Annotated in this window: 25 protein-coding genes and 1 pseudogene; 11 read left to right on the top strand and 15 right to left on the bottom strand. The window is 69.6% G+C overall.

Annotation, left to right across the window (positions count from 1 at the left end):
- Positions 1-54: 54 nt before the first annotated feature.
- Positions 55-1,293 (bottom strand): ABC transporter substrate-binding protein, encoded by a 1,239-nt coding sequence (locus tag JHW48_RS15975; protein ID WP_205961871.1) that lies wholly within the window; start codon positions 1,291-1,293, stop codon positions 55-57.
- A 244-nt stretch (positions 1,294-1,537) separates the two neighbouring features.
- On the opposite strand from JHW48_RS15975, the gene JHW48_RS15970 reads away from it, so the two are divergent.
- Genes JHW48_RS15970 through JHW48_RS15960 form a run of 3 tightly spaced genes read left to right on the top strand, consistent with a single transcriptional unit; the run spans position 1,538 to position 3,193 of the window.
- Complete coding sequence (locus JHW48_RS15970) at positions 1,538-1,921, top strand: hypothetical protein (RefSeq protein ID WP_119885637.1); 384 nt, start codon at positions 1,538-1,540, stop codon at positions 1,919-1,921.
- A gap of 48 nt (positions 1,922-1,969) precedes the next feature.
- Positions 1,970-2,722, top strand: coding sequence for a type I methionyl aminopeptidase (gene map / locus JHW48_RS15965; protein WP_119885638.1), 753 nt, complete (start codon positions 1,970-1,972; stop codon positions 2,720-2,722).
- Positions 2,723-2,734: 12 nt separating this feature from the next.
- Positions 2,735-3,193, top strand: a complete 459-nt coding sequence (locus JHW48_RS15960; RefSeq protein ID WP_119885639.1) for a metallophosphoesterase family protein — start codon at positions 2,735-2,737, stop codon at positions 3,191-3,193.
- Positions 3,194-3,196: 3 nt separating this feature from the next.
- Here the strand turns inward: JHW48_RS15960 and JHW48_RS15955 are convergent, their stop codons facing one another.
- The gene (locus tag JHW48_RS15955; protein ID WP_119885640.1) at positions 3,197-3,787 is read right to left on the bottom strand and encodes a LysE family translocator; all 591 of its coding nucleotides are present in this window, start codon (positions 3,785-3,787) and stop codon (positions 3,197-3,199) included.
- 93 nt (positions 3,788-3,880) lie between these two features.
- Here JHW48_RS15955 and JHW48_RS15950 point away from each other — a divergent pair, with 93 nt between their 5' ends.
- The gene (locus JHW48_RS15950; RefSeq protein ID WP_119885641.1) at positions 3,881-4,333 is read left to right on the top strand and encodes an Lrp/AsnC family transcriptional regulator; all 453 of its coding nucleotides are present in this window, start codon (positions 3,881-3,883) and stop codon (positions 4,331-4,333) included.
- Positions 4,334-4,337: 4 nt separating this feature from the next.
- Here JHW48_RS15950 and JHW48_RS15945 read toward each other — a convergent pair whose 3' ends face one another.
- On the bottom strand, positions 4,338-5,048 hold the full coding sequence (locus JHW48_RS15945) for a FadR/GntR family transcriptional regulator (RefSeq protein WP_119885642.1): 711 nt from the start codon (positions 5,046-5,048) through the stop codon (positions 4,338-4,340).
- 82 nt (positions 5,049-5,130) lie between these two features.
- Here JHW48_RS15945 and JHW48_RS15940 point away from each other — a divergent pair, with 82 nt between their 5' ends.
- A complete protein-coding gene (locus tag JHW48_RS15940; RefSeq protein WP_119885643.1) occupies positions 5,131-6,906 on the top strand; it encodes an IlvD/Edd family dehydratase in 1,776 nt (591 codons plus the stop codon).
- Here JHW48_RS15940 and JHW48_RS15935 read toward each other — a convergent pair.
- Both JHW48_RS15935 and JHW48_RS15930 read right to left on the bottom strand, forming a co-directional pair.
- Positions 6,900-7,103 carry a hypothetical protein gene (locus JHW48_RS15935; protein WP_119885644.1) on the bottom strand — a complete coding sequence of 68 codons (204 nt, stop codon included), beginning with the start codon at positions 7,101-7,103 and terminating at the stop codon, positions 6,900-6,902. The two genes, JHW48_RS15940 and JHW48_RS15935, sit on opposite strands and share 7 nt — an antisense overlap.
- Before the next feature lie 59 nt (positions 7,104-7,162).
- Positions 7,163-7,903, bottom strand: coding sequence for an SDR family oxidoreductase (locus tag JHW48_RS15930; protein WP_119885645.1), 741 nt, complete (start codon positions 7,901-7,903; stop codon positions 7,163-7,165).
- 138 nt (positions 7,904-8,041) lie between these two features.
- Here JHW48_RS15930 and JHW48_RS15925 point away from each other — a divergent pair, with 138 nt between their 5' ends.
- Positions 8,042-9,208 carry a fumarylacetoacetate hydrolase family protein gene (locus JHW48_RS15925; RefSeq protein ID WP_119885646.1) on the top strand — a complete coding sequence of 389 codons (1,167 nt, stop codon included), beginning with the start codon at positions 8,042-8,044 and terminating at the stop codon, positions 9,206-9,208.
- Positions 9,209-9,214: 6 nt separating this feature from the next.
- On the opposite strand, the gene JHW48_RS15920 is transcribed toward JHW48_RS15925, so the two are convergent.
- From JHW48_RS15920 to JHW48_RS15890, 7 genes are all read right to left on the bottom strand, one after another.
- Entirely contained in the window at positions 9,215-10,216 is a 1,002-nt protein-coding gene (locus tag JHW48_RS15920) for an ABC transporter ATP-binding protein (RefSeq protein WP_119885647.1), read from the bottom strand.
- A 2-nt stretch (positions 10,217-10,218) separates the two neighbouring features.
- Positions 10,219-11,253: a Gfo/Idh/MocA family protein gene (locus JHW48_RS15915; protein WP_205961872.1), complete on the bottom strand. Its 1,035-nt coding sequence runs from the start codon at positions 11,251-11,253 to the stop codon at positions 10,219-10,221.
- Positions 11,250-12,089 (bottom strand): carbohydrate ABC transporter permease, encoded by an 840-nt coding sequence (locus JHW48_RS15910; RefSeq protein WP_119885648.1) that lies wholly within the window; start codon positions 12,087-12,089, stop codon positions 11,250-11,252. Before JHW48_RS15910 ends, JHW48_RS15915 begins: the two co-directional genes overlap by 4 nt.
- Before the next feature lie 9 nt (positions 12,090-12,098).
- Complete coding sequence (locus JHW48_RS15905; RefSeq protein ID WP_119885649.1) at positions 12,099-13,016, bottom strand: carbohydrate ABC transporter permease; 918 nt, start codon at positions 13,014-13,016, stop codon at positions 12,099-12,101.
- A 122-nt stretch (positions 13,017-13,138) separates the two neighbouring features.
- On the bottom strand, positions 13,139-14,410 hold the full coding sequence (locus tag JHW48_RS15900; RefSeq protein WP_119887930.1) for an ABC transporter substrate-binding protein: 1,272 nt from the start codon (positions 14,408-14,410) through the stop codon (positions 13,139-13,141).
- 41 nt (positions 14,411-14,451) lie between these two features.
- Positions 14,452-15,117 carry an N-acetylmuramic acid 6-phosphate etherase gene (locus JHW48_RS15895; RefSeq protein WP_272835885.1) on the bottom strand — a complete coding sequence of 222 codons (666 nt, stop codon included), beginning with the start codon at positions 15,115-15,117 and terminating at the stop codon, positions 14,452-14,454.
- Positions 15,032-15,334, bottom strand: a complete 303-nt coding sequence (locus tag JHW48_RS15890; protein ID WP_272835884.1) for a hypothetical protein — start codon at positions 15,332-15,334, stop codon at positions 15,032-15,034. Before JHW48_RS15890 ends, JHW48_RS15895 begins: the two co-directional genes overlap by 86 nt.
- A gap of 144 nt (positions 15,335-15,478) precedes the next feature.
- Between JHW48_RS15890 and JHW48_RS15885 the strand changes: the two genes are divergently transcribed.
- From JHW48_RS15885 to JHW48_RS15870, 4 genes are read left to right on the top strand one after another with little or no spacing between them, the layout of a single operon-like run.
- Positions 15,479-16,327, top strand: a complete 849-nt coding sequence (locus tag JHW48_RS15885) for a glucosamine kinase nucleotide-binding domain-containing protein (protein ID WP_119887052.1) — start codon at positions 15,479-15,481, stop codon at positions 16,325-16,327.
- Positions 16,327-17,097: a GntR family transcriptional regulator gene (locus JHW48_RS15880; protein ID WP_119887051.1), complete on the top strand. Its 771-nt coding sequence runs from the start codon at positions 16,327-16,329 to the stop codon at positions 17,095-17,097. The genes JHW48_RS15885 and JHW48_RS15880 overlap by 1 nt, the downstream gene beginning before the upstream one ends.
- Entirely contained in the window at positions 17,094-18,119 is a 1,026-nt protein-coding gene (locus JHW48_RS15875) for an SIS domain-containing protein (RefSeq protein ID WP_119887050.1), read from the top strand. The genes JHW48_RS15880 and JHW48_RS15875 overlap by 4 nt, the downstream gene beginning before the upstream one ends.
- Positions 18,119-19,246, top strand: coding sequence for an N-acetylglucosamine-6-phosphate deacetylase (locus JHW48_RS15870; RefSeq protein ID WP_119887049.1), 1,128 nt, complete (start codon positions 18,119-18,121; stop codon positions 19,244-19,246). Before JHW48_RS15875 ends, JHW48_RS15870 begins: the two co-directional genes overlap by 1 nt.
- A 6-nt stretch (positions 19,247-19,252) precedes the next feature.
- On the opposite strand, the gene JHW48_RS15865 is transcribed toward JHW48_RS15870, so the two are convergent.
- Both JHW48_RS15865 and JHW48_RS15860 read right to left on the bottom strand, forming a co-directional pair.
- Entirely contained in the window at positions 19,253-20,332 is a 1,080-nt protein-coding gene (locus tag JHW48_RS15865; protein WP_272835883.1) for a cation:proton antiporter domain-containing protein, read from the bottom strand.
- A 109-nt stretch (positions 20,333-20,441) separates the two neighbouring features.
- A pseudogene (locus tag JHW48_RS15860) lies at positions 20,442-20,846 on the bottom strand (cation:proton antiporter domain-containing protein); the annotation flags it as partial.
- A gap of 232 nt (positions 20,847-21,078) precedes the next feature.
- On the opposite strand from JHW48_RS15860, the gene JHW48_RS15855 reads away from it, so the two are divergent.
- Positions 21,079-22,452 (top strand): NAD-dependent succinate-semialdehyde dehydrogenase, encoded by a 1,374-nt coding sequence (locus JHW48_RS15855; RefSeq protein ID WP_119887047.1) that lies wholly within the window; start codon positions 21,079-21,081, stop codon positions 22,450-22,452.
- Positions 22,453-22,491: 39 nt separating this feature from the next.
- Here the strand turns inward: JHW48_RS15855 and JHW48_RS15850 are convergent, their stop codons facing one another.
- The gene (locus tag JHW48_RS15850; RefSeq protein ID WP_240637913.1) at positions 22,492-24,213 is read right to left on the bottom strand and encodes a BCCT family transporter; all 1,722 of its coding nucleotides are present in this window, start codon (positions 24,211-24,213) and stop codon (positions 22,492-22,494) included.
- Positions 24,214-24,382: the final 169 nt, after the last annotated feature.

The raw sequence follows: 24,382 nt of genomic DNA, 5'->3' as shown, positions 1-24,382 counted from the left end.
CAAAGGGCGGGTGCCCGGCGCCCACGCATCGCGCATGGGGGCCGGGCGGCGGCCTTACATCTCGGACATCACGATGCGCACGTGACGCTCATGCGCATCCTCGGCGCCGAGGTCGGAGCCGAAGAATTCGGCCGTCAGGTCCTCGATCTGGCCGCGCGTGTCCGATGACAGCATCATGTCGATCGAAGGGATGGTGTTGCCCGCCGCCAGCGTCTCCAGCCCCAGCTGGGTGCAGGCGTTCACCTCGGTCAGGTCGATGTCGCCGCGGATCGGCAGCGACCCCTTGGCGGCGTTGAAGGCGACCTGCGCCTCGGGGCCGGTGATCACCTCGGCCAGGGCGCGCTGCGCCTCGGACACGCCCTCGTCGCGGTTGACGGGGAAATAGATCGCGTCGCCCCCCGTGGCGATATAGGGCTCGCCGCCCAGGCCGATATTGCAGCCGTAATCGCTGCCCGCGCTCTGGCCCGCCAGCGCGAATTCACCCTGCGCCCAGTCACCCATGACCTGGGCCGCGGCGGTGCCCTCGATCAGCCGGTTCGTGGCCATGTTCCAGTCCGACAGGTTGCCGCCCTGCGATAGCTCGCGCGCGATAGCCAGCTCCTCCCAGATCTGGCGCATCGTGTCGCTGCGCAGCGTCTCCTCGTCGCGGGCCTGATAGGCCGAGAGGTAGAAATCCGCCCCCCCGATCCCCGAGATCATGGCATTGAGCAGCAGCGAGGTCTGCCAGCCCTGCATCCCCTGCGCCAAGGGCAGGATGCCCGCATTGCGCAGCGCGGGCGCGGCGGCCTTCAGCTCCTCCCAGGTGGTGGCGGGTTCGACGCCCGCGGCCTCGAAGGCGGCATGCGAGGTCCACATCCATTGCGGCGAATGGATGTTGATCGGCGCGCAATAGATGCGCCCGTCCAGCGTGCAGGCCTCCAGCAGCGAGGGCGGGTTGATGAAATCGGCCCAGCCATTCGCCTCGGCCACCTCGGTCAGGTCCTGCATCAGGCCCGCCTCGACCAGCTCCTGCGCCTGCAGGCCGTGGTTGAACTGGGTGGCGCCCATCGGATCGCCGCCGATGATGCGCGACACCATGATCGGCCGCGCGGTCGATCCCGACCCCGCGATGGCGCCGTCCACCCAGTTGTGGTCGGTCTGTTCCTCGAAGATGCGGGCCAGTTCCTGCACGGCGGCGGCCTCCCCGCCCGAGGTCCACCAGTGCGTCACCTCAAGATCGGCCGCCATCGTGGCGGCAGGCATCATCGTCAGGGCTGCGCCCGCCAGAAGGCGGCGCATCGAGGTCGTCTGCATTGTTCATCCTCCCGTGTTGTCCGGTCGCGGTCGCGCCGCCCGGAGCAATCGGCTTGGCCTCTCCCCTGCCAATGTAAACGATTGCTGTTTAGGCATCTCATGGTGATCGCGCATGCGTCAACAAAAAATGTAATCCATTACCCGCCTGATCGGCCGGGGGTCGGCGCGGCCCGCGCGGAACCCGGACCCGGCACCGCGCATTGGCCAAGCGAGACGGGCCGCGCATCACGAAAGGACCGTCGCCATGCGGATGATCGCCCTGCTGCTGCTGGCCCTGCCTGTGCCCGCATCGGCCTTCACCACGCGCAACGGGATGGAGGCCGCGCAGACCGGCCCGACCGAGATCGCCGTTGCCTTCCATGGCGGGCGGACCGACACGGATTACTGGTGCGCGGCGGGGGATTTCGCGCAGCGTGCCATGGGCCTGCCGGTCGGCACGCGGCTGTGGCGGGCCAGCCCGAAGCCGCGCGGCGCGGGTCAGGGCATCGCCTTCACCCTGGACCCCGCGCGACAGGCCGAGGGCGCGGGCCTGTCGCAATGGGGATCGGGGCCGCGGGACGGCGCGATATCCATCGGGGCGGCGGTGGCGGGGCATTGCCGGGTGCTGCTGCTGTTCTGGCAGGACTGACGCCGCAGGGGGTGCTCGGGTGCCCCGGACAGGACAGGACGGGGACCGATGACCATCACGCAACAGGAAGAGCTGGACGCGCTGCGGCGCACGGGCAGGATCGTGGCCAACACCCTGCAGGCCATGGCCGCCGCGATGGAGCCCGGCATGACCACGCGCGAGCTGGACGGCATCGGCCGCGACCTGCTGGACCGCGCGGGTGCCATCCCCGCACCGGAGGCGACCTATGACTTTCCCGGCGCGACCTGCATCAGCGTCAACGAGGAGATCGGCCATGGCATCCCCGGCGATCGCCGGCTGGCGGCGGGGGATCTGGTGAATATCGATGTCTCGGCCTCGCTGGACGGGTATTTCGCGGATACCGGGGCCAGCTTCTGCCTGGGTGCCGCCCCGCCCGCGGTCGCGCGCCTGTGCCGCGACGGGCGGCGCGCGCTGCAGATCGGCATCGCCCAGGTGGGCCATCAGCGGCCCTTGGCTGGGATCGGCCAGGCCGTCGGCGCCTTCGCGGCGCAGCGGGGCTATACGCTGATCCGCAACCTGGCCAGCCACGGTGTCGGCCGCGCCCTGCACGAGGCCCCGGAGGAGATCGCCACCTGGCCCACCAAGGGCGACCGCCGCCGCATCCATGACGGGCTGGTCCTGACGGTCGAGCCCTTCCTGTCGCGCGGCGGGCGGTGGGCGCGCGGGGGCGAGGATGATGAATGGACGCTCTACAGCGACCCGCCAGCGCCGGTCGTGCAGTATGAGCACACCATCGTTGCGACCCGGCGCGGCGCGATCGTCGTCACCCTGCCCGGCTGATCGGGCGGCCCCATGCGGATCGGCGTCATATCGGACACGCATGGCCTGCTGCGCACGCAGGCGTTGGCCGCGCTGGCGGGGGTGGACCGCATCCTGCATGCGGGCGATATTGGCGATCCCGCGCATCTGGACCGCTTGGCGCGCATCGCCCCCCTGACCGCGATCCGTGGCAATATCGACCGCGGGCCTTGGGCCGATGCCCTGCCGCCGACGGCCAGCGTGACCTTCGGCGCGCTGCGCATCCACATGATCCATGACCGCAAGACGCTGCGGGCCGATCCCCGGGCCGAGGGGTGGAATGTCGTCATCTCGGGCCATTCCCACAAGCCGGGGATCGAGGAGGCGGGCGGCATCCTGTGGCTGAACCCGGGGGCCGCGGGTCCGCGCCGCTTTCGCCTGCCCGTCACGCTGGCCTTCCTGTGGCAGGATGGCGGCCGCCCGCGCGCCGAGATCCACCCCCTGCCCGTCTGACGATCACGCCAGCATCGGATAGAGCGACAGGACCAGCAGCCCCGCCATGGTCAGGTTGAAGACCCGCAGCCGCGCCGGGCTGGACAGCCAGGCCCGGATCACCGTGCCCAGCCAGGCCCAGACCGAGATCGCGGGCAGCGACACCAGCGCGAAGGCCCCCGCGACGATCAGCACCGAGGCCAGCGAGCGGTCCGGCGCATAGATCGTGACCGCCGACAGGCACATGGCCCAGGCCTTGGGGTTCACCCATTGAAAGGCGGCCGCCTGCAGGCCGGTCATCGGGCGCGCCTGCGCGGGCCGGTCGCGGATCGGCGCGGCGGTGGCGATCCGCCACGCCAGCCACAGCAGATAGAGGACCGACACCACCCGCAGCACCTGCCCCAGGACCGGGGCCGCCTCGAACAGCGCCATCAGCCCCAGCCCGACCAGCAGCGCCATCAGCGACACCCCCAAGGCGATCCCCAGCATATGCGGCACCGTGCGGCGGAACCCGAAATTCGCGCCGGACGCCATCAGCATCACGTTGTTCGGCCCCGGCGTGACGGTGGTGATGAAGGCAAAGCCCAGCAGGGCCAGAAGAAGGGTGGGGGTCATGATCGGCTCCGATACGGGGTCGGGGCGACTCTACGGCTTGCGCGGCACAATGTTTCGTCAAAGATTGACGGGACAGGCGAAAGGACGCAACGAATGACGGCAATCGACCCCATAGACCAGAAGATATTGCGCGAACTGGCCGCGAATGCCCGGATCAGCAATGTCCAGCTGGCCGAGCGGGTGAGCCTGTCGCCCTCCGCCTGCCTGCGCCGCGTGGCCGAGATGGAGCGCACGGGCCTGATCCGCGGCTATGGCGTCAGGACGGACCCGGACCGCACGGGGCGGGGCTTTGCGGTCTATGTCATGGTCGGCCTGTCCCATCACACCAAGGCCGCGCAGGAGGGGTTCGAGCGCGCCATGGCCATCGCCCCGGAGGTCGCCGAATGCCACAACATCGCGGGGGCCTTCGAATACCTGCTGCGCGTCGAATGCGCGGGGCTGGCCGATTACAAACGCTTCCATACCGAGGTGCCGGGCACCCGGTCGCATGTCAACGCGATCACCTCGCATATCGTGATGGGGTCGCCCAAGGATCGGCGGGCCTGAAGGATCAGCCCAGGACCTGCAGCCGCAGCCCGACCCGGGCCGCCGATTGCAACATGTGGCGGCGCATCGCCGCGCGGGCCTCGGCGGGTTCGCCCTGGCCGATGGCGTCGCGCAGGGCGCGGTGTTCGCGGTCGATCAGCGGGGCGATGCGCTCCGGGCTCTGACGGTCGCGCGATTCGATGATCGTGGACAGGATCCGGTCCGAGATCGCGCCCAGGAACTGGACAAAATAGGCGTTGCCCGTCGCCTCGGCGATGATGCGGTGGAAATCCAGATCGGCCTGCATCACCGCCGCGCCGTCATCGCCGCCCGCCATGCGGGCCAAGGCGTCGTCCATCCGGTCCAGATGGTCGGGGCCGCGATGCAGGGCGGCCAGACCCGCGGCCTCGATCTCCAAGGGCAGGCGCAGCTGGAACAGGTCCTGGAAGGCATGGGGCGCCATCGCCTGCGCATCGTCCAGCCGGATATGGCGGGCGGCGCGCTGGATGACGAAGGCCCCCGCGCCCTGCCGCGTCTCGATCAGGCCCTCGTTGCGCAGCTGGGCGATGGCCTCGCGCACGACGGTGCGGCTGACCGCGAAGCTGCGGGTCAGCGCCAGCTCGGTCGGCAGGCGGTCGCCGGGCTTCAGCAGGCCGCGTTCGATCCGCGCGCCCAGCTCGGCGGCGATGCGCGCGGGCAGATGACCGTGCCGTTGGATCGGGGTGAAATCGCTCATCGCGGCATCATCGGTCCCTTGGGGTTGATGTTCAAGATTGATCAGACAATCCTATGACCGACCGCCATCCGAAGGATCCGTCATGACCGACCGCCCCCGCCGCCTACGATCGCAGGACTGGTTCGACAATCCCGACCATGCCGACATGACCGCGCTCTATCTGGAGCGGTTCATGAATTACGGCACCACCCCGGAGGAGCTGCGATCCGGCCGCCCGATCATCGGCATCGCGCAATCGGGCAGCGACCTGAACCCCTGCAACCGCCACCATCTGGACCTGGCCAAACGCGTGCGCGACGGCATCCGCGACGCGGGCGGCATCGCCATCGAATTCCCCAGCCATCCGCTGTTCGAGAACTGCAAGCGCCCCACCGCCGCGCTGGACCGCAACCTGGCCTATATGGGGCTGGTCGAGCTGCTCTACGGCTATCCCTTCGACGGGGTGGTGCTGACGACGGGCTGCGACAAGACCACGCCATCGGCGATCATGGCGGCGGCGACGGTGGACATTCCCGCCATCGTGCTGTCGGGCGGGCCGATGCTGGACGGCTGGCACGAGGGGCGCCTGGTCGGGTCCGGCACCGTCATCTGGCAGTCGCGGCGCCGATATGCGGCGGGCGAGATCACGCGCGAGGACTTCCTGCAGACCGCCTTGGACAGCGCGCCGTCCATCGGGCATTGCAACACGATGGGCACGGCATCGACCATGAACGCCATCGCCGAGGCCTTGGGCATGTCCCTGACCGGCTGCGCGGCGATCCCCGCCGCCTATCGCGAACGCGGCCAGATCGCCTATCGCACCGGGCTGCGCGCGGTCCGGATCGTGCATGAGGACCTGCGCCCGTCCCGGATCCTGACGCGGGCGGCCTTCCTGAACGCGATCCGGGTCAATTCGGCCATCGGCGGGTCCACCAACGCGCAGCCGCATCTGATGGCGATGGCGAAACATGCGGGCGTCGCGCTGGAACCGTCGGACTGGCAGGTCCATGGCCATGACATCCCGCTGCTGGCCAATGTCCAGCCGGCGGGCGCCTATCTGGGGGAACGCTTCCACCGCGCCGGCGGCGTCCCCGCCATCATGTGGGAATTGTTTCAGGCGGGGCAGTTGGACGGCCAATGCCTGACGGTCACGGGCGCGGTCATGGCCCGGAACCTGGAGGGGCGCGAGGCCACCGACCGCGAGGTCATCCGCCCCTATGACGCGCCCCTGATGGACCGCGCGGGGTTCCTGGTCCTGAAGGGCAACCTCTTTGATTTCGCGATCATGAAGACCAGCGTGATCTCGGACGATTTCCGCGCCCGATACCTGTCGCGCCCCGGCCATGAGGGGGTGTTCGAGGGCACGGCCTTCGTTTTTGACGGATCTGGCGATTATCACGACCGGATCAACGACCCCGCGCTGGCGATCGACGAGGATTCGATCCTGGTGATCCGCGGCGCGGGCCCCCTGGGCTGGCCCGGATCGGCCGAGGTGGTGAACATGCAGCCCCCCGACCGCCTGCTGAGGCGCGGCATCCGCAGCCTGCCGACCATCGGCGACGGGCGCCAGTCGGGGACGGCGGACAGCCCCTCGATCCTGAACGCGGCGCCCGAAAGCGCGGCGGGGGGCGGGCTGGCCTGGCTGCGCACAGGCGACCGCATCCGCATCGACCTGAACCAGGGGCGCTGCGACATGCTGGTGGATGATGCCGAGATCGCGCGCCGCAGGGCCGATGGCCCGCCCCCCGTGCCGCCCTCGGCCACGCCGTGGCAGCGGATGTATCGCCAGACGGTGACCCAGATGGATGACGGCGCCACCATCCGCGGGACCGAGGATTTCCGCGGCATCGCCGCCACCCCGCCCCGCCACAATCACTGATCCCGCAGCGACAGGTCCTCGATGATCTCGGCGCGGTGGCCCTTCAGGGGCGGCTCCTCGCTGTGGCGCAGCACATAGTCCCAGGCCGCCTGATGGCTGTCGAAGGCCATGGGCTGCAGGGCCGCGTCGAATTCGCGGCCCGTTCGGGACAGCTTCAGCTGGGGGGCGGCCCCCATGACGATGACGAAGCGCGCCATTGCGGATCCTTTCCAAAGGGTGTCGGCCCCAACGCCGCCGGGGGCGGAATCGAACCGCCTCAGATCAGCCCGATGCGCCGCCGCAGCGCCTCGTCGCGCAGCGAGACCTCGGCCCCCAGGTAATCGTCCGCCTCGGCCGAACACATCCAGACCAGCGCCCGGGCGGGCCATTCGGGCGGGATATGCGCCGACCAGTCCAGGCGGCTGACCGGGTTGATGCCGCTGTCGCGGATCGCGGCCTGCATGTCCGTGGCGACGGTGCCGGGCGACAGGCTGATGGCGCGGATGCCGTCGGCGCGGGCCTCGTGATCCAGGGCGGCGGTCAGCATCAGCGCGCCGGCCTTGCTGGCGCAATAGGCGCTCCACCCCTCCTGCGGCTTGTGGGCAGCGCCCGATCCCACGGTCAGGATCGTGCCGCCCCCGGCCCGGCGCATCACCGGCAGGGCCGCGCGCATGCCGTGAAAGACGCCCATCACGTTCACGTCGATGGTGCGCGCCCAATCGGCGGGATCGGCATCCTCGATCCGGGCCATCGGGCCGATCAGCCCGGCATTGTTGACCAGCACGTCCAGCCGCCCGGTCCGGTCGGTCATGCGCGCCACCGCATCCTGCATCGCGGCCGCATCAGACACGTCGCCCTGCAGGGCCACGCCGTCCAGTTCCCGCGCCAGCGCCGCCACGGCATCGCCGTCGCGCGCCATCAGCCCGACCACCGCGCCCGCCTGCGCGAAGGCGCGCGCCGCCGCAGCCCCGATCCCCCGGCTTGCCCCCGTGATCAGCACCGTCCTGCCCTGAACCATCGCGCCCTCCTTCCTTGATGCCCGCGCAGGTTAACCGCCCTTTGCGCCCCGGGGCCAGCGGATTGCGGCTGGACAGGGCCTTGGCCCTGCCCCTACTGTCACGTCAGGTTGTCTGACAAAATTGGCAGGAGGGTTTCCATGACGCCAAGGCCGGTCCTGACCGCAGCGCAGATCCTGCCCGACGACGCCGGGCGCGCCCGCCTGCTGGGCCGGGTCTGGTCCGAGGCCCAAGGCGGCCCCTGCCCCGTGGTGATCCGGGACGGGCGGGTCTTCGACCTGGCCCCCGTCGCCGCGACCATGTCCGCGCTGCTGGAACGGCCCGACCTGGCGCAGGTCACGGCCCGGACCGACCTGGCCGATCTGGGGCCGCTGGACGGGTTTCTGGACGGCAGCCTGGGGCGGCTGCTGGCGCCGGTGGACCTGGCGGCGGTCAAGGCCGCGGGCGTCACCTTCGCCGGCAGCATGATCGAGCGCGTGATCGAGGAACAGGCCCGCGGCGATCACGCCCGCGCCGCGGCGATCCGCGCGCGGCTGGAACCGGTGATCGGCCCCAGCCTGCGCGCGTTGCGCGCGGGGTCCGACAAGGCGGCCCAGGTCAAGGCTCTGCTGCAGCAGATGGGCCTCTGGTCGCAATATCTGGAGGTGGGCATCGGCCCGGATGCCGAGATCTTCACCAAGGCTCAGCCCTTGTCATCGGTCGGCTGCGGCGATCTGGTGGGCATCCACCCCATGTCCGACTGGAACAATCCCGAACCCGAAATCGTCCTGGTCATCCGCGCCGACGGGGCGATCATCGGCGCGACATTGGGCAATGACGTGAACCTGCGCGATGTCGAGGGGCGGTCCGCGCTGCTGCTGGGCAAGGCCAAGGACAACAACGCCTCCTGCGCCTTGGGGCCGTTCATCCGGCTGCTGGATCAGGACTTCACCATGGCCGATCTGGAAACCGCGACCGTCACGCTGCGGGTCGAGGGCCTGGACGGCTTCGTGATGGAGGGCGAGAGCCGGATGGAGGCGATCAGCCGCACCCCCGCCGATCTGGCCGCGCAGCTGCTGAACCCGTCGCATCAATATCCCGACGGGGCGGTGCTGTTTCTGGGCACGATGTTCGCCCCGGTCAAGGACCGCCGCGGCCCGGGCCAGGGCTTCACGCATGAGCTGGGCGATCTGGTCCAGATCGCCTCGCCGCGGCTCGGCCGGTTGGTGAACCGGGTCGATCGGTCGGATCGCTGCCCGGAATGGACCTTCGGCGCGTCGGCCCTGATGCGCAACCTGGCCGCGCGCGGCTTGGCCCACCGCGCCTGAGGCCGGTCACCCGCGCAGCCGGCGGCCATCCGCGTCGAAATGGAAGGCCCGGTCGGCATCGGGGGTCAGCCGCACCGGGGCGTCCACCTGATGGTCGTGTTCGCCGAACCGCCGCACCGTCAGCAAGCCGTGATCGGGGGTCGCGACATAGACCAGCGTTTCACCGCCCAGCTTCTCGACATGGCTGATGCGGCCCGTGATGGGGCCCGCATCCGCGGATATCGTCAGATGTTCGGGCCGGATGCCCACCTGCGCGCTGCGCAGCCCCAAGGGACCGGCGGCCAGGAAATTCATCTGCGGGCTGCCGATGAACCCGGCCACGAAGGTGTTGTCGGGATCGTTGTAGAGATCCATGGGCGCACCCACCTGTTCCACCCGCCCGCCGCGCAGCACGACGATCTTGTCGGCCAGGGTCATCGCCTCGACCTGGTCATGGGTGACATAGATCATCGTCGCGCCCAGGTCGCGATGCAGGCGCGCGATCTCGATCCGGGTGGCGACGCGCAGGGCCGCGTCCAGGTTCGACAGCGGTTCGTCGAACAGGAACAGCCGCGGGGTGCGCACGATGGCGCGCCCGATGGCCACCCGCTGGCGCTGGCCGCCCGACAGCTCGGCCGGGCGCCGGTCCAGCAGCGGCCCGAGCGCCAGCATCCCCGCCGCCTTGTCCACCGCCTGGCGGATGCGGTCGCGCGGCTCGCCCGCCTGGCGCAGGGCCAGGCCCATGTTGTCGCGCACCGTCAGATGCGGATAGAGCGCGTAGGACTGGAACACCATCGCGATCCGCCGCCGCGCGGGCGCCAGGTCGTTGACCCGCCGCCCGTCGATGGCGACATCGCCCGCGGTCACATCCTCCAGCCCCGCGATCATCCGCAGCAGGGTCGATTTCCCGCAGCCCGACGGGCCGACGAAGACGCAGAATTCGCCATCCGCGACCTCCAGATCGACGCCCTTGATGACATCGGTCCGCCCGAAGGACTTGGTGACCCCGCTGAGCGTCAGCGCACCCATGGCTATGCCTCCCCCTGCAATCGGATCGGGATGCCGCGACGCACGCTGTCATCGGCGGCCAGACACACCGCCAGCGACCGCAGCGCATCCGTCATGTGCCGGTCCAGGTCCAGATCGTCCGCGATGGCGCGCGACACGAAACCCGCCTGCGCATCGCAGAGCTGCTGGTGCCCCGGCTCGCCCGCCATGCTGATGTCGCGCGCGCCCGCGCCGACCCGGTGCAGGCGCAGGGTCGATGTCCGCGTATGCGTGTCGATATCGTCCGAGCGCGCATCCTCGGCCATGCGGATCGACACCGCGCCTTGGGGGGTGACGACATCCTTCACGAAGAAGGCCGTGTCCGACATCATTGGCCCCCATCCCGCCTCGTACCAGCCAAGCGATCCGTCATCGAACAGCACCTGGAAATGGCCGTAATTATACATGTCGGGGGCGATCTCCTGGGACAGGCGCAGGCCCATGCCGCGCACCTCGACCGGGGCGGCATCGGTGATCTGGCACATGACGTCGACGTAATGGACGCCGCAATCGACGATGGGCGGCGTGGTCTGCATCAGCGCCTTGTGGACCGCCCAGGTGGGGCCGCTGGACTGCTGGTTCAGGTTCAGGCGGAACACATAGGGCCCGCCCATGGCGCGCGCCTCGGCGATCAGGCGCTGCCAGCTGGGATGGTGGCGCAGGATATAGCCCACGACCAGCTTGCGCCCCGTCTGCCGAGCGCAGGCGACGACGCGGCGGGCATCCTCCAGCGTGGTGGCCAGGGGCTTTTCGACGAAGACATGGGCGCCGGCCCGCATCGCCGCCACCGCGAATTCGGCATGGCTGTCGGAATAGGTGGCGATCGACACCAGGTCCGGGCGCAGCCGGTCCAGCGCCTCGGCAAACTCCTGCGACAGCGGATAGCCCCGCAGCGCCTCGGGCAGGTCCGGTCGGCTGCGATTGACCAGCCCCACGATCCGGAATGCGGGATCGGCGTGATAGGCCAGGGCATGGCTGACGCCCATGTTGCCCAGGCCTGCGACAAGAACGCGGATCATTTGACGGCCCCTGCGGTGATCCCGCGGATCAGCTGCCGCGAGAAGATGAGATAGAGGACCAGCACCGGCACGATCGCCATGGCCAGCGCGGCCAGGACGGCGTTCCAGTTGGTGACGAACTGGCCGATGAAGACCTGGCTGCCCAAGGTGATGGTCTTGGTCGCCTCGGACGGGGCCAGGATCAGCGGGAACCACAGGTCGTTCCAGATCGGGATCATGGTAAAGACCGCGACCGTGGCCATGGCGGGCCGCACCAGCGGCAGGACCAACCGAAAGAAGATCGTGTATTCTGACAGCCCGTCGATCCGCCCGGCATTCTTCAGGTCGTCCGACACGCCGCGCATGAATTCCGACAGGATGAACACCGCAAGCGGCAGGCCCTGCGCGGTATAGACCAGGATCAGCGCGGTCAGCGTGTTGACCAGCCCCGATGCCACCATCATCTGCAGGATCGCCACCGTCCCGAGCCGGATCGGGATCATGATCCCCAAGGCCAGGTAAAGCCCCATCAGCAGGTTGCCGCGGAACCGGTATTCCGACAGCGCAAAGGCCGCCATAGCCCCAAACAGCAGCACGAAGACCAGGCTGACCACCGTCACGATCATCGAGTTCTGGAAGTAGAGCAGGAAATCCCCCTGCGCCAGGACGGTACGGTATCCGACCAGGTCGAACGTCTCGCGCGTGGGCAGGGCCAGCGGGTCCGAAAAGATCGCCCGGCGCGACTTCATGCTGTTGACGACGATGACAAAGACCGGGAACAGCGCGATCAGCGTATAGGTGGCCAGGATCGCATGGGCGGCGATGCTGCGCGCGGTGGAATGGCGGGCGGCGCTCATCCGGGCCTCTCAGAACTGATAGCGGCGCAGCCGCGTCTGGATGGCGAACAGATAGATGCAGACCCCCAGCAGGATGATGCCGAACATGGCCGTGGCGATGGTCGCCCCCATATGCGGATCGCCCAGCTGCAGCTGGAACCCGAAGAAGGTGCGATAGAGGAACGTCCCCAGGATGTCGGTCGCGAAATTGGGCCCCGCCAGCGCCCCCTGGCTGACATAGATCAGGTCGAAGGCATTGAAATTGCCCACGAAGGTCAGGATGCTAATGATCCCAATCGCGGGCAGGATCAGGGGCAGCTTGATCGTCCAGAACTGCGACCAGCCGGTGATGCCGTCGATCTCGGCCGCCTCGATGACCTCGTCGGGGATCGACAGCAGCGCCGCATAGATCAGCATCATCGGGATGCCCACGAACTGCCAGACCGAGATCAGCGCCAGCGTGGTCAGCGCGTATTCCTCGCGCCCCAGCCAAGGCGCAAACAGGCTCCGCAGCCCGACCGCGTCCAGCATCGACGGCGCGATACCCCAGATGGGCGACAGGATCAGCTTCCAGACGAAGCCCACGATCACGAAGCTGAGGATCGTGGGGATGAAGATCGCCGTGCGATAGAAGGCCGCCATCCGCAGCCGCGGCGAAGACAGCAGCGCCGCCAGCAGGATCCCCACCGGGTTCTGCAACAGCATATGGACCAGAAAGAACCAGGCATTGTTGCCAAGCGCGTTCCAGAATGCCCCCGACCAGCGCGGATCGCCGAACAGCGTGGCGAAATTCTGCAGCCCCACCCAGACCCGCTCGCCCCCCGCCCGGCCATAGAGCGACAGGTTCAGCGTGCCGATCAGCGGCACGATCATGATCGCGGTATAGACCAGCACGGCGGGTGCCAAAAACACCAGGACATGCCAGCGGAAGGGCTTGCGCTCTGCCATCTCTCGATCCTTTCCGGGTTGCAGGGCCGCCCTGCCCATCCGTGCGGCGCCGCCGGGGGGTCCAAGGGGGGGGTCCGGGGGCGGCGCCCCCGGCCTCCGCCGGGCCCGTCAGGGCGCGGCCGTCACTCCTGGGGCTGATACCAGCTGTCCAGCCCCTGCTGCAGGCGGGCGGCGGCGTCCTCCGGGGTTTCGGCCCCGGTGATGACATTGGCGCTGGCCGTCCAGGTCTCGTTCTCCAGGTTCGGCGTGCCGCGCGACAGGATCTGATAGGTGGACCGGATCGTGGGCTCGCAGGTCTCGCGCCAGCTCACGAATTCCTGGGCCAGCGGGTCCTCCATCTCGACCGGCGCCGAATTCAGTGAAAAGAACCCCGGCAGCGCATTGGCATAGAGCGTGGCGAATTCCGGCGATCCGACCCAGTCCAGGAAGGTCCGCGCCGCATCCGCATGGGGCGATGCCGCGTTCAGGCCCAGGGCAATGTCGGTATGGTCGCTGATGAAGCAGGTGTCGCCCTCGGCCGCGACCGGCGGGGGAAAGGCGCCCATCTCGAACGCGCCCTCGATCTGGGGCCCGAAGACGCCGATCTCCCAGCTGCCGGCGGGATAGATCGCGGCCCGGCCCAGGGTGAACAGGTTCTGGCTGTCGGGATAGGTCTGCGCCTCGAAACCCTCGCCCAGATAGTCGCGCCAGCGCGCCAGCTGGCGCAGCGGTTCGACCCAGCCCTCGTCGGTCAGCGACTGCTCGCCCGCGATCAGGGCGCGCCGCCCCTCCTCGCCGCCCCAATAGGTCGGGCCGATGTTCTGATAGCCCATCGTGGCGGCCTCCCACTGGTCGGCGGTGCCCATCGCCATGGGGATATAGGTGCCGTCCTCTTTGATCGCCTCCAGCAGGGCGTAGAATTCGTCAGTCGTGCGCGGCGGCTCCAGCCCCAGCTCCTCGAAGGCGGTGCGGTTGTAGATGAATCCGTGGATCACCGAGGCCATCGGCACGCAGAAGGTCGCGGCCCCGTCATCGGTCTGCCAGGCCGACCGCGCCACGTCGGAAAAGTTCTCCATCGCCGGCAGGTCGGTCAGGTCCGCCAGCTGGCCCTTGTTGAACAGCTCCAGCGAGGCGTCGAAGGGCCGGCAGGTGATCAGGTTGCCCGCCGATCCCGCATCCAGCTTGGAATTCAGCACGGCGTTGTATTCCGCGGGCGCAGTGGGGGCGAAGGTCACGCGGATGCCCGGATGGGCCGCCTCGAAGGCGGGGATGATCTGCTGCTGCCAGATCATCAGGTCGTCGTTGCGCCAGCTTTCGATGGTCAGCGTCACGTCCTGCGCCGCCGCCATCCCGGACATCGCCATCCCCGACATCGCGGTCCCGGCCAGCAGCGCCATCCTCAGCGTTCTCGTCATCATCCTCTCTCCCCTTGTTGCGGGCCGGTCGGGGCCCGTGTTCATCCGTCGATCGCGGGACCCAGCAGGCCGCCATCCCGGTCCAGCCGGGCGCGGGCCTGGTCGGGCGTCATGCCGCGCGCGACCAGGATCGCGGGCTTGACCGCCCCGCCAGTCCGGTCCAGCGCATGGGCCGCGGCATCGGGGCCCACGCCCGCGATCTCGGCCACGATGCCTGTGGCGCGTGCCACCAGCTTGGCATTGTCGGCGATCAGGTTGACCATCCGCCCGCGATGGACATGGCCCAGCCCGATCCCCACCAGGACCGAGATCATGTTCAGCGCCGCCTTCTGCGCGGTCGCGGCCCCCATCCGGGTCGATCCGGCCACCAGCTCCGGCCCGCTGTCCAACAGGACCGGCAGGTCCGCCATTTCCAGCAGCGCCGCGCCCGGTACATTGGCGATGCCCGCCACCACTACCCCGCGCGCCCGCGCCCCCTGCGCCACGGCCAGCGCATAGGGCGTCATCCCCGATGCCGACAGGACCAGCACCATGTCCCCCTGCCCCAGCCCCGCGCGGTCCAGATCGGCCAGGGCGCGGTCCGGGTCATCCTCGACCCCGCCCTCCATCCGCAGCAGCGCATCAGCCCCGCCCGCGAACATCATCGGCACCCGCGCCGGGTCGATCCCGAAGGTGCCCGGCAGCTCCAGGCAGTCGGCCAAGGCCATCAGCCCCGAACTGCCCGCCCCCGCATAGCCGAGCCGCCCGCCGCCCCAGCACCCCCACGGCCGCCCGTCCCACGCGGGCCAGCGCCGGAACCGCCGCCTCGACCGAGGCCAGCGCCGCCCGCTGGCCCGCCAGCAGGCGCGCCAGCGCATCCTCGGCCGGGACGGCATGCAGATCGGCCGCGTCGGGATGCAGGGCTTCGGTCCGGGCTGTGGTCATGTGATTCTTCCCCTCGGCATCAACAATGCCAAACCAATACCACTTGTAAACAGATTTGTGCGTTAGCGGCGATCAGGCGCGATATGCGCGGGCATCTTGCAAAATGGTATTGCTTTGGTATTTTCATGGGCAAAGGGAGGACGCATGGCGCTGGTCTTGGGAATCGATGGCGGGGGAACCGGATGCCGCGCGGCGTTGGCCGATGCCGCGGGCCGCATCCTGGGCCTGGCCGAGGCCGGGCCCGCCAATATCAACACCGATGTCGACGGCGCCGCCGCCAACATCATGGCCGCGACCCGCGCTGCCCTCGCCCGGGTCGCGGATGCGCCGGATCCGGCGGCGCTGACCGCCGTGCTGGGGCTGGCGGGCGGCACGATCCGGCCCGCGGTGGCGCGGCTGACGGCGCTGCTGCCCTTTTCCCGGATCCGGGTGGTCAATGACGGGATCACCGCGGCGCGCGGCGCGCTCGGGGATGGGGACGGGATCATGGCGGCGATCGGCACCGGGTCGGTCTATGCGGTCCAGCGCGGGGGCGCGCTGCGCCAGCTGGGCGGGCGCGGCTTCCTGATGGGGGACGAGGGCAGCGGCGCGGTGCTGGGCCGCGCCCTGCTGGCGGCGGCGATGCGGGCTGCGGACGGGTTCCGGCCCATGACCCCCCTGCTGGCCGCGATCCTTCATGAACATGGCGGGCATGAGGGGATCATCGGCTTCGGCAACACCGCCCGCCCGGGTGATTTCGCGCGCCTGGCCCCGCGCGTCGTGGACGGCGACGATCCGGCGGCGCGGGCGATCTTCGATGCGGCGGTGGCGGGGCTGGATGCCGACATCGCCATCCTGCAGCAGGGCGCGCGCCTGCCCGTGGTGCTGACCGGCGGGCTGGGCCCCGCCTATGCAAGGCGGCTGGAGGGGCGGTGGCCCCTGCACCCGCCGCGCGGATCGGGGCTGGAGGGCGCAGTGGCCATGGCGGTGGCCTTGGCGGCAGGGGAGGGGTGATGGGCGATCTGTTCACCCCGGATGCGTTTTCGGACGCGGCGGCGGGGCCGCTCTATCTGCAACTGCATCGGCGCATCGCGGATGCGATCGCGGCGGGCCGGCTGCGGCCGGGCGACAGCCTGCCCTCGGAACGCGACATGGCGGCGATGACCGGCCTGTCGCGCGTCACCATCCGCAAGGGGGTCGAGGCGCTGGTCGCATCGGGCCAGCTGGTCCAGCGGCGCGGATCGGGCACCATCGTCGCCCCGCGGGTCGAACGGCTGGAACAGGCGCTGTCGCTGCTGACATCCTTCACCGAGGACATGGCCCGCCGCGGCCGCCGGGTCGAGAGTCGCTGGCTGGACCGCACCCTGGCCGCCCCCGCCCCGGAGGAGGTGATGGCCCTGGGCCTGGGCGCGCGCGACCGCGTCGCCCGGCTGGCGCGGGTGCGCATCTCGGACGGGGTGCCCTTGGCGATCGAGCGCGCATCCCTGCCCGCGCGGCTGCTGCCCGACCCTGACGCGATCCGCCATTCGCTCTATGCCGTGCTGGAGGCGCGGGGCTGTCGCCCGGTCCGCGCGGTTCAGCGCATCTCGGCCGCCAATCTGGCCGCCCCCGACGCGGCCCTTCTGGAGGTGCCCACCGGCGCCGCGGGGCTGCGGATCGAACGGGTGTCCTATCTGGCATCGGGGCAGGTGGCCGAATTCACCCGCTCGCTCTATCGTGGCGATGCCTATGACTTCGCCGTCGAACTGAAACTGGCCCCCGAGGCGGAAAGGACCACCCCATGACCCCCAGCCACATGGCGCGCGAAGTGGCCGAGATCCCCGAGGCCGCGGCCCGGTTCCTGGATGCGGCCCGCGCGCCCCTGGCCCGGGCGGGTGCCGCGCTGCGCGACCGCGACCCGCATCTGATCGCCACCGTGGCGCGCGGATCCTCGGACCATGCCGCGACCTATCTGAAATACGCGGCCGAGCTGGTGGCGGGGGTGCCGGTGGCCTCGGTCGGGCCCTCGGTCGCGTCGATCTATGGCCGCCCGCTGCGGCTGGCGGGGGCGGCGGCGGTCGGGATATCGCAATCGGGCCAAAGCCCCGATATCGTCGAGGCGATGCGCGCCGCGCGCGACGGCGGCGCGCTGACCTTTGCCGTGACGAACCATGCCGACAGCCCGATGGCCGCCGCGACCGACCATTGCCTGCCCTTGTCCGCGGGCGAGGAACGCAGCGTGGCGGCGACCAAGACCTTCGTCAATTCGGTCCTGGCCGGGCTGGCCCTGATCGCGGAATGGCGGGACGACGCGGCGCTGCGGCGCGCGGCGGCCGGGCTGCCGGACGCGTTTGGCCGGGCGGTGGCCTTGGACTGGTCGCCGCTGTCGGACCGGCTGGCGCGGGCCTCGCAGGCCTTCGTCCTCGGGCGGGGCCCGGGCTTCGCCATCGCCTGCGAGGCGTCGCTGAAGATGAAGGAGACCTGTGGCATCCATGCCGAGGCCTACAGCGCCGCCGAGGTGCTTCACGGCCCCGCTGCCATCGTGCAGGCCCAGTTCCCGGTCCTGGCGCTCGGGGTCGGCGACGCGGCGCTGCCGCAGCTGCTGGCCACCGCCGAACGCATGGCGGCGCAGGGGGCGGATGTCTTCGTCACCGGCGGCGCGGCGCAGGGCGCGACCCGCCTGCCGGTGGTCGAGGGGCTGCACCCGCTGGTCGCGCCCTTGGTCCTGATCGCCACCTATTACGGCTTCGTCGAGGCGCTGGCCCGGCGGCGCGGCTTCGACCCCGACACGCCGCCGCATCTGCGCAAGGTCACGGAGACCGTCTGATGGCCCCCACCCGACACATCCTGACCGCCCGCGCGATCTTCGACGGCCGCGATCTGCTGACCGGCATGGCGCTGATCGTCGAGGACGGGTGCCTGGCCGCCCTGACCCCCGCCCCGCAGGCCGGGCCGCCCACCGCGCATCTGGACGCGATCATCGCGCCCGGCCTGCTGGATCTGCAGGTGAATGGCGGGGCGGGGGTGATGGTCGGGGCGGACATGGACGATGCGGGCCTGGCCGCGATCTGCGCCGCGCATCGCGCGCAAGGGGTGGCGGGCATCCTGCCGACGCTGATCACCGATCGCCCGGAGGTGACGCGCCATGTCATCGAAACCGTCCTGCGCGCGGTCCAGGGCGGTCTGCCCGGCCTGTTGGGCCTGCATCTGGAGGGGCCGCATCTGGACCCGCGCCGCCACGGCGCCCATGATCCGGCGCTGATCCGGCCCATGGGGAACGAGGATCTGGCGATGCTCTGCGCGGCGGCGCGCGCCCTGCCCTGCCTGATGGTGACCGTGGCCCCCGAGGCCGCGACCCCCGACCGCATCGCCGCCCTGCGCGCGGCGGGGGCGGTGGTCAGCCTGGGCCATAGCGGCTGCACCCTGTCCGAGGCACGGGCGGGTTTCGATGCGGGGGCGGGCTGCGTCACGCATCTGTTCAACGCGATGAGCCCGATGGGCCATCGCGAACCGGGCCTCGTGGGCGCGACATTGGCGGGCGAAGCGGCGGCGGGGCTGATCGCGGACGGCATCCATGTCGATCCGGCGGCGCTGACCGTCGCGCTGCGGGCGCGGCCGCGTGGGCTGTTCCTGGTCAGCGACTGCATGGCCTTTGCCGGCAGCGACCTGACCGAGATGGAGCTGGGCGGCCGCCGCATCCTGCGCCGCGCGGGGCGGTTGACCTTAACCGACGGCACGCTGGCGGGCGCCGACCTGACCTTGGCCCGCGCCGTGGGGCTGATCGCGGCGCTGCCCGGCGGCGGGACGGCCCGCGCGCTGGCCATGGCCACGTCCGAGCCCGCCGCCGTCATCGGCCGCCCCGATCTGGGTCGGCTGACCCCGGGCATGGCGGCCGAATTCACCGTCATCGACCCCGATGCGGGCCATGCGCGGCTGTGGCGGCCCGGCGCCTGATCGGGCTCAGGCCTGCCCGTCCGGGACCAGCTGGCTGACCGCGTGATCGGCCGCGTCGTCGAACGGCATCAGCACCACGCTGGCCCCGCGGGTCATCAGATCCGCCGCATCGGCCATCTGTTGCACCGACAGGAAGACCTTGCCCTGATACCCCGCCGCCGACAGCCCGTGCAGCAGGGCCAGCTGCGGGTCCGCCTCGGTCAGCGCGCCGCGTTCGCGCGGGACGGCCGAGACGACCGCCCGCACGCCGCCCAAGTCCAGATGCGCCACGAAATCGGGATCGGTCGCGTCACCATAGATCGCCTCCATCCCCATGCGGCGCCAATTGGCCAAGGCCTCGGGGTCGAAATCCACGCCCAGGACGCGAAAGCCCCGGTCGCGCAGCCGCGTCCCGATCCGGCAGCCATAGCGCCCCAGGCCGAAGATCACGAAATCCACCGCCGCCGCATCGGGGGCGCTGGCCGTGTCGTCGACCTCGCGATGCGGGTGGCGGCGTTCGAAGATGCCCAGATAGGGCCCGCAAATCGCAAGCAGGCTGTGCGACCAGGTGATCATGTAGACCGACAGTGCGATGGTCACCAAGCCGACCAAGGTCACAAGGCCCATCGCATCCGGGCCGACATGACCAATCGTCACCCCCATCGCCATGAAGATCAGCGAAAATTCGGAAATCTGCGCCACCGTCAGCCCGGCCAGAAACCCGGTGCGGCGGCGATAGCCCATGGCCCCCATGATCGCCAGCACGATCAGCGGATTGCCGATCAGCACGAAAAGCGACAGCACCAGCGCCGGCCCGATCTGGTCGCCCAAGGTCGACAGCGGCAGCGCCGCGCCCAAATTGATGAAGAAGAACAGCAGCAGGAAATCGCGAAGCGCCGCCAACCGCGACGATATCGCCTCGCGATATTCGGTCGAGGCCAGCGACACCCCTGCCAGCAGGCCGCCCAGCTCCTTGCCGAAGCCCAAAACATCGCCGAGCGCGGCCAGGCTGGCGGCCCAGCCCACCGCGAAGATGACCATCAGCTCGGGCGACCGGGCGATGCGGCCCAGCAACGGATCGGCCAGGTGGCGGATGAACAGGATCACCGCGCCCACCATCGCCGCACCCCCGCCAGCACGCGCGCCACATCCCCCAGGCCCCCGCATCATCGCCCAGTCCCACGCCGATGGCCGACAGGGTGACCATGGCCAGCACCACGAAGATGTCCTGCACGATCAGGAAGCCCAGGGCGATGCGGCCGTGCAGGGCGCCGATCTCCTGCTTGTCGGACAGCAGCTTGACGATGATGATGGTCGAGGAGAAGGTCAGCGCCACCGCGACATAGAGCGCGGTGACCGGGTCCAGCCCCAGCCCCAGGCAGATCAGGAAACCGAACAGCGCGGTGAACCCCACCTGCCCCAGCCCGGTCGCCACCGCGACGCGGCCCAGGCTGCGCACCAGCCCGACATCCAGCTTCAGCCCCACCAGAAACAGCAGCACCGCGATCGAGATCTTGCTGAGCGTGTCGATGAAATCGGTCGAGGAGACCAGCCCCAAGGCATCCGGCCCCGCCAGCACCCCCACCGCGATGAAGGCCACGACCAAGGGCTGGCGCAGCATTAGGCCCAGAAATCCCACCCCCGCCGCCAGCAGGATCAGCAGGGCGATCTCGGGAAAAATCAGGGCGGATGTCGGGTCCATGGGCGCGTCCTTCGGCTGTGGTCAGGGCGCGATGCTGGCACCGTCCGGGGCGCGCCGCCTTGGCATGGATCAAACGACTGTCATCGCCCGGGCAGGAACCTTGGGCGAACCCGCCCGGTTGGCCTTGCCAGACACCGAAACCGGAGCCCGCATGTCCACGATCACCACCACCAATCCCGCGACAGGCCAGACCATCGCGACCTATCCCCTGATGACCGAGGCCGAGGCCATCGCCAAGGTCGAGGCCGCCCATGCGGCCTTTCAGGACTGGCGCCTGCTGTCCCATGCCGACCGCGCCCCCATTCTGACCCGCCTGGCCGAAATCCTGCGCCGCGATGCCGAGGACCTGGCCGCGCTGATGACGCGCGAGACGGGCAAGCTGTTGAAGGACGGCCTGACCGAGGTCGAGATCTGCGCCGCCATCCTGGATTACACCGCCAAGACCGGCCCCGAGGTCTTGGCCGATGAGGAACGCAGCCATGGCAAAGGATCGCGCGGGGTGGTCAGCCATTGCCCGATCGGCGTGATCTATTCGATCCAGCCCTGGAACTTCCCGCTCTATCAGCCGGTGCGGGTGCTGGCGGCGAACCTGATGGCGGGCAATGCCTGCGTGCTGAAACATGCCGCGATCTGCACCGGCAGCGGGCTGCGCCTGCGCGAGCTGTGCATCGAGGCGGGCCTGCCCGAGGACCTGTTCCAGGTCATCGTGATCGACCACGATGTCAGCGACCGCCTGATCGCCCATCCCCTGGTGCGCGGCGTCACCCTGACGGGCAGCGACGATGCGGGCCGCCATGTGGCCGCCGTCGCAGGCAAGGCGCTGAAGAAGACCGTGCTGGAGCTGGGCTCGAACGACGCCTATCTGGTCCTGTCGGATGCCGATGTCGAGACGGCGGTGAAGTTCTCGGTCATGGGGCGGCTCTACAACAATGGGCAGACCTGCGTCTCGGCCAAGCGCTTTGTGGTGACGGATGCCGTCTATGACGCCTTCGTCGCGGCCTATGTCGATCAGATGCAGGCCATCGTGATGGGCGATCCGACCGATGACGACACCCAGCTGGGCCCGCTGTCCAGCGACGACCAGCGCGACACCGTGGCCAAGCAGGTCGAGGACAGCCTCGCCAAGGGCGCGCGGATCCTCTGCGGCGGCACGTTGCCCGACCGCCGGGGGGCCTATTACCCCGCGACGGTGCTGGCCGATGTGGTGCCCGGCATGCCCGCCTATGATGACGAGATCTTCGGCCCCGTCGCCGCGATCATCCGCGCCAAGGATGACGAGGACGCGATGCGCATCGCCAATGACAGCCGCTATGGCCTGGGCGGTGGCATCTTCTGCAAGGACGAGGATCGCGCCCTGCGCTTGGCGCGCGACCATTTCGACACGGGGATGGTGCGGATCAACTCCTTCGGGGCGGCGGATCCGAACATGCCCTTCGGCGGGGTCAAGGATTCGGGCTATGGCCGCGAACATGGCGGCTTCGGCATGAAGGAATTCGTCAATGTGAAGGCGATCTTCCTGCCCTGAGAGCGGCGGGCCCGGCCGCGGCCGGGCCCCCTTCGCATGTCACTCCGCGGGCGTTCCCAGCCCGGAGGGCGGGTTGGCCGGGGTCGCGCCGTCGATCTTGTCATGGGTGCTGGGCACACCCGCCCGTTCGCGCCGCGTATCGTTGAAGATCGCCTTGACCAGCGCCACCGCCATCAGCGCCATCACCGCGGAAAAGGGCAGCGCGCCGATCACCATTGCCGTCTGGATCGCCGTCGTGCCGCCCGAGATCAGCAGCCCCGCCACGACCATCGCCAAGGCCACGCCCCAGAACAGCACATGGGGCTGAGCCTTCGGCCCCTCGTCCCCGGCCGCGTTGATCGTGTTTACGATCAGCACCGCGGAATCGGCCGAGGTGACCAGGAAGGTCAGCAGCAGCACCACGATCAGGACCGCCATGCTCCAGGACAGCCATGTCGCGACGGGCGCCAGCATGAATTCGGTCATGGCAAAGATCTTGTCACCATTGGCCGCGTCGAAGATGACGCCGTTCGCGCCGCCGTTCAGCTCCAGGTCGATGGCGGTGCCGCCCGCCCAGGAAAACCACACGAAGCACATCAGCGCCGGCACGATCAGCGCGCCCAGCACGAATTCCCGCACCGTCCGCCCGCGCGAGATCCGCGCCAGGAACAGCCCCACAAAGGGCGCGAAGGCGATCCACCACGCCCAGTAGAAGACCGGCCACCAGCCCTGCCACTGCGCCAGCAGGAAATCCTGGGACCCCTCGATCCCGTCCGAGCGGAAGACGTTGACGCTCATCTGCGGCAGGTTGATGACGTAATGCCACAGGCCCGTGGCCATGGCGTTCAGCCCGAACCAGGTCGCACCGAAGATCATCAGGAATCCCAGCAGAACGATCGACAGGCCCATGTTTAGGTTCGACAGCCACTTGATGCCGCGCCCCACGCCCGACAGGGCCGACAGGGTGGACAGGCCCATGATGACCGCCAGCGCCACGATGATGCCCATGGTGGTCGCCCCGCCATCCGCGTCGATCAGGCCGGAAAACCCGATCCGCGTCAGCCCCGCGACCAGCTGGTCCACCCCGAAGCCCAGGGTCCGGGCGACGCCCAGGATGGTGGCCACCACCGCCACGATGTCGATGACATGGCCCAAGGGCCCCGCCAGCCGCTGGCCGAAAAGCGGCGTCAGCCCCGAGCGGATCGTCAGCGGCAGCCCGCGGCGATAGCTGAAATAGGCCAGCGACAGCCCGCAGATCGCATAGCAGGCCCAAGCGCTGAAGCCCCAATGCAGGAAGGACCACTTGAAGGCCATGGCGACGTTGTCGGCCCCGCCCGCGGTCGTCAGGCCCATGATCGTTTCGGGGTTGCTTTCGAAATGGGTCACCGGCTCGGCCACGGCCCAGGTCAGCATGCCGACCCCGATCCCCGCCCCGAACATCATCGAGAACCAGGAGAAGCGCGTGAATTCCGGGCCCTCGCCCTCCAGCCCCAGGTTCAGGCGCGCCGCGGCGGGCCACAGCGCCAGTCCCAGGCAGATGACGATGAAGAAGGCCACGACCCAGATGTACCAGGCCGCGAAGTTCTGCAGGATCAGGCTGTTCAGCCCGTTCAGGATGGCCCCCGACTGGATCGGCCAGAAGATCGCCCAGACCACGATGACCGAGATGATGATCTTGGCCGGCACCGTCACCGCGACCGAAAACCCGTTATAGAATCCACCCGTGGTGGTGTTGATGTCCAGCTCCGTCAGGGGAGGACCGATCTTGTCGTCATTGGCCACCTGAATTGTCCCTTGCTGTTTCCGCCATGAAATCCAGTCCGGCAGGCCCGCGGGGGCGGATGCCGGGCCCGGGCCCGACATGGCGGTTTCGCGCGGTCGCAGGGTCCTTGGGCAACGACTGAACACCCGTCGGGCCCGTTCGGATCCGCGGCCCGCGCATCCCCCTTGC

It is taken from the genome of Paracoccus aestuarii (genome assembly GCF_028553885.1).
GTDB classification, from domain to species: Bacteria; Pseudomonadota; Alphaproteobacteria; order Rhodobacterales; family Rhodobacteraceae; genus Paracoccus; species Paracoccus aestuarii.
Note: the sequence above shows the minus strand (reverse complement) of the source record. Positions and strands in the feature narration are given on the sequence as shown.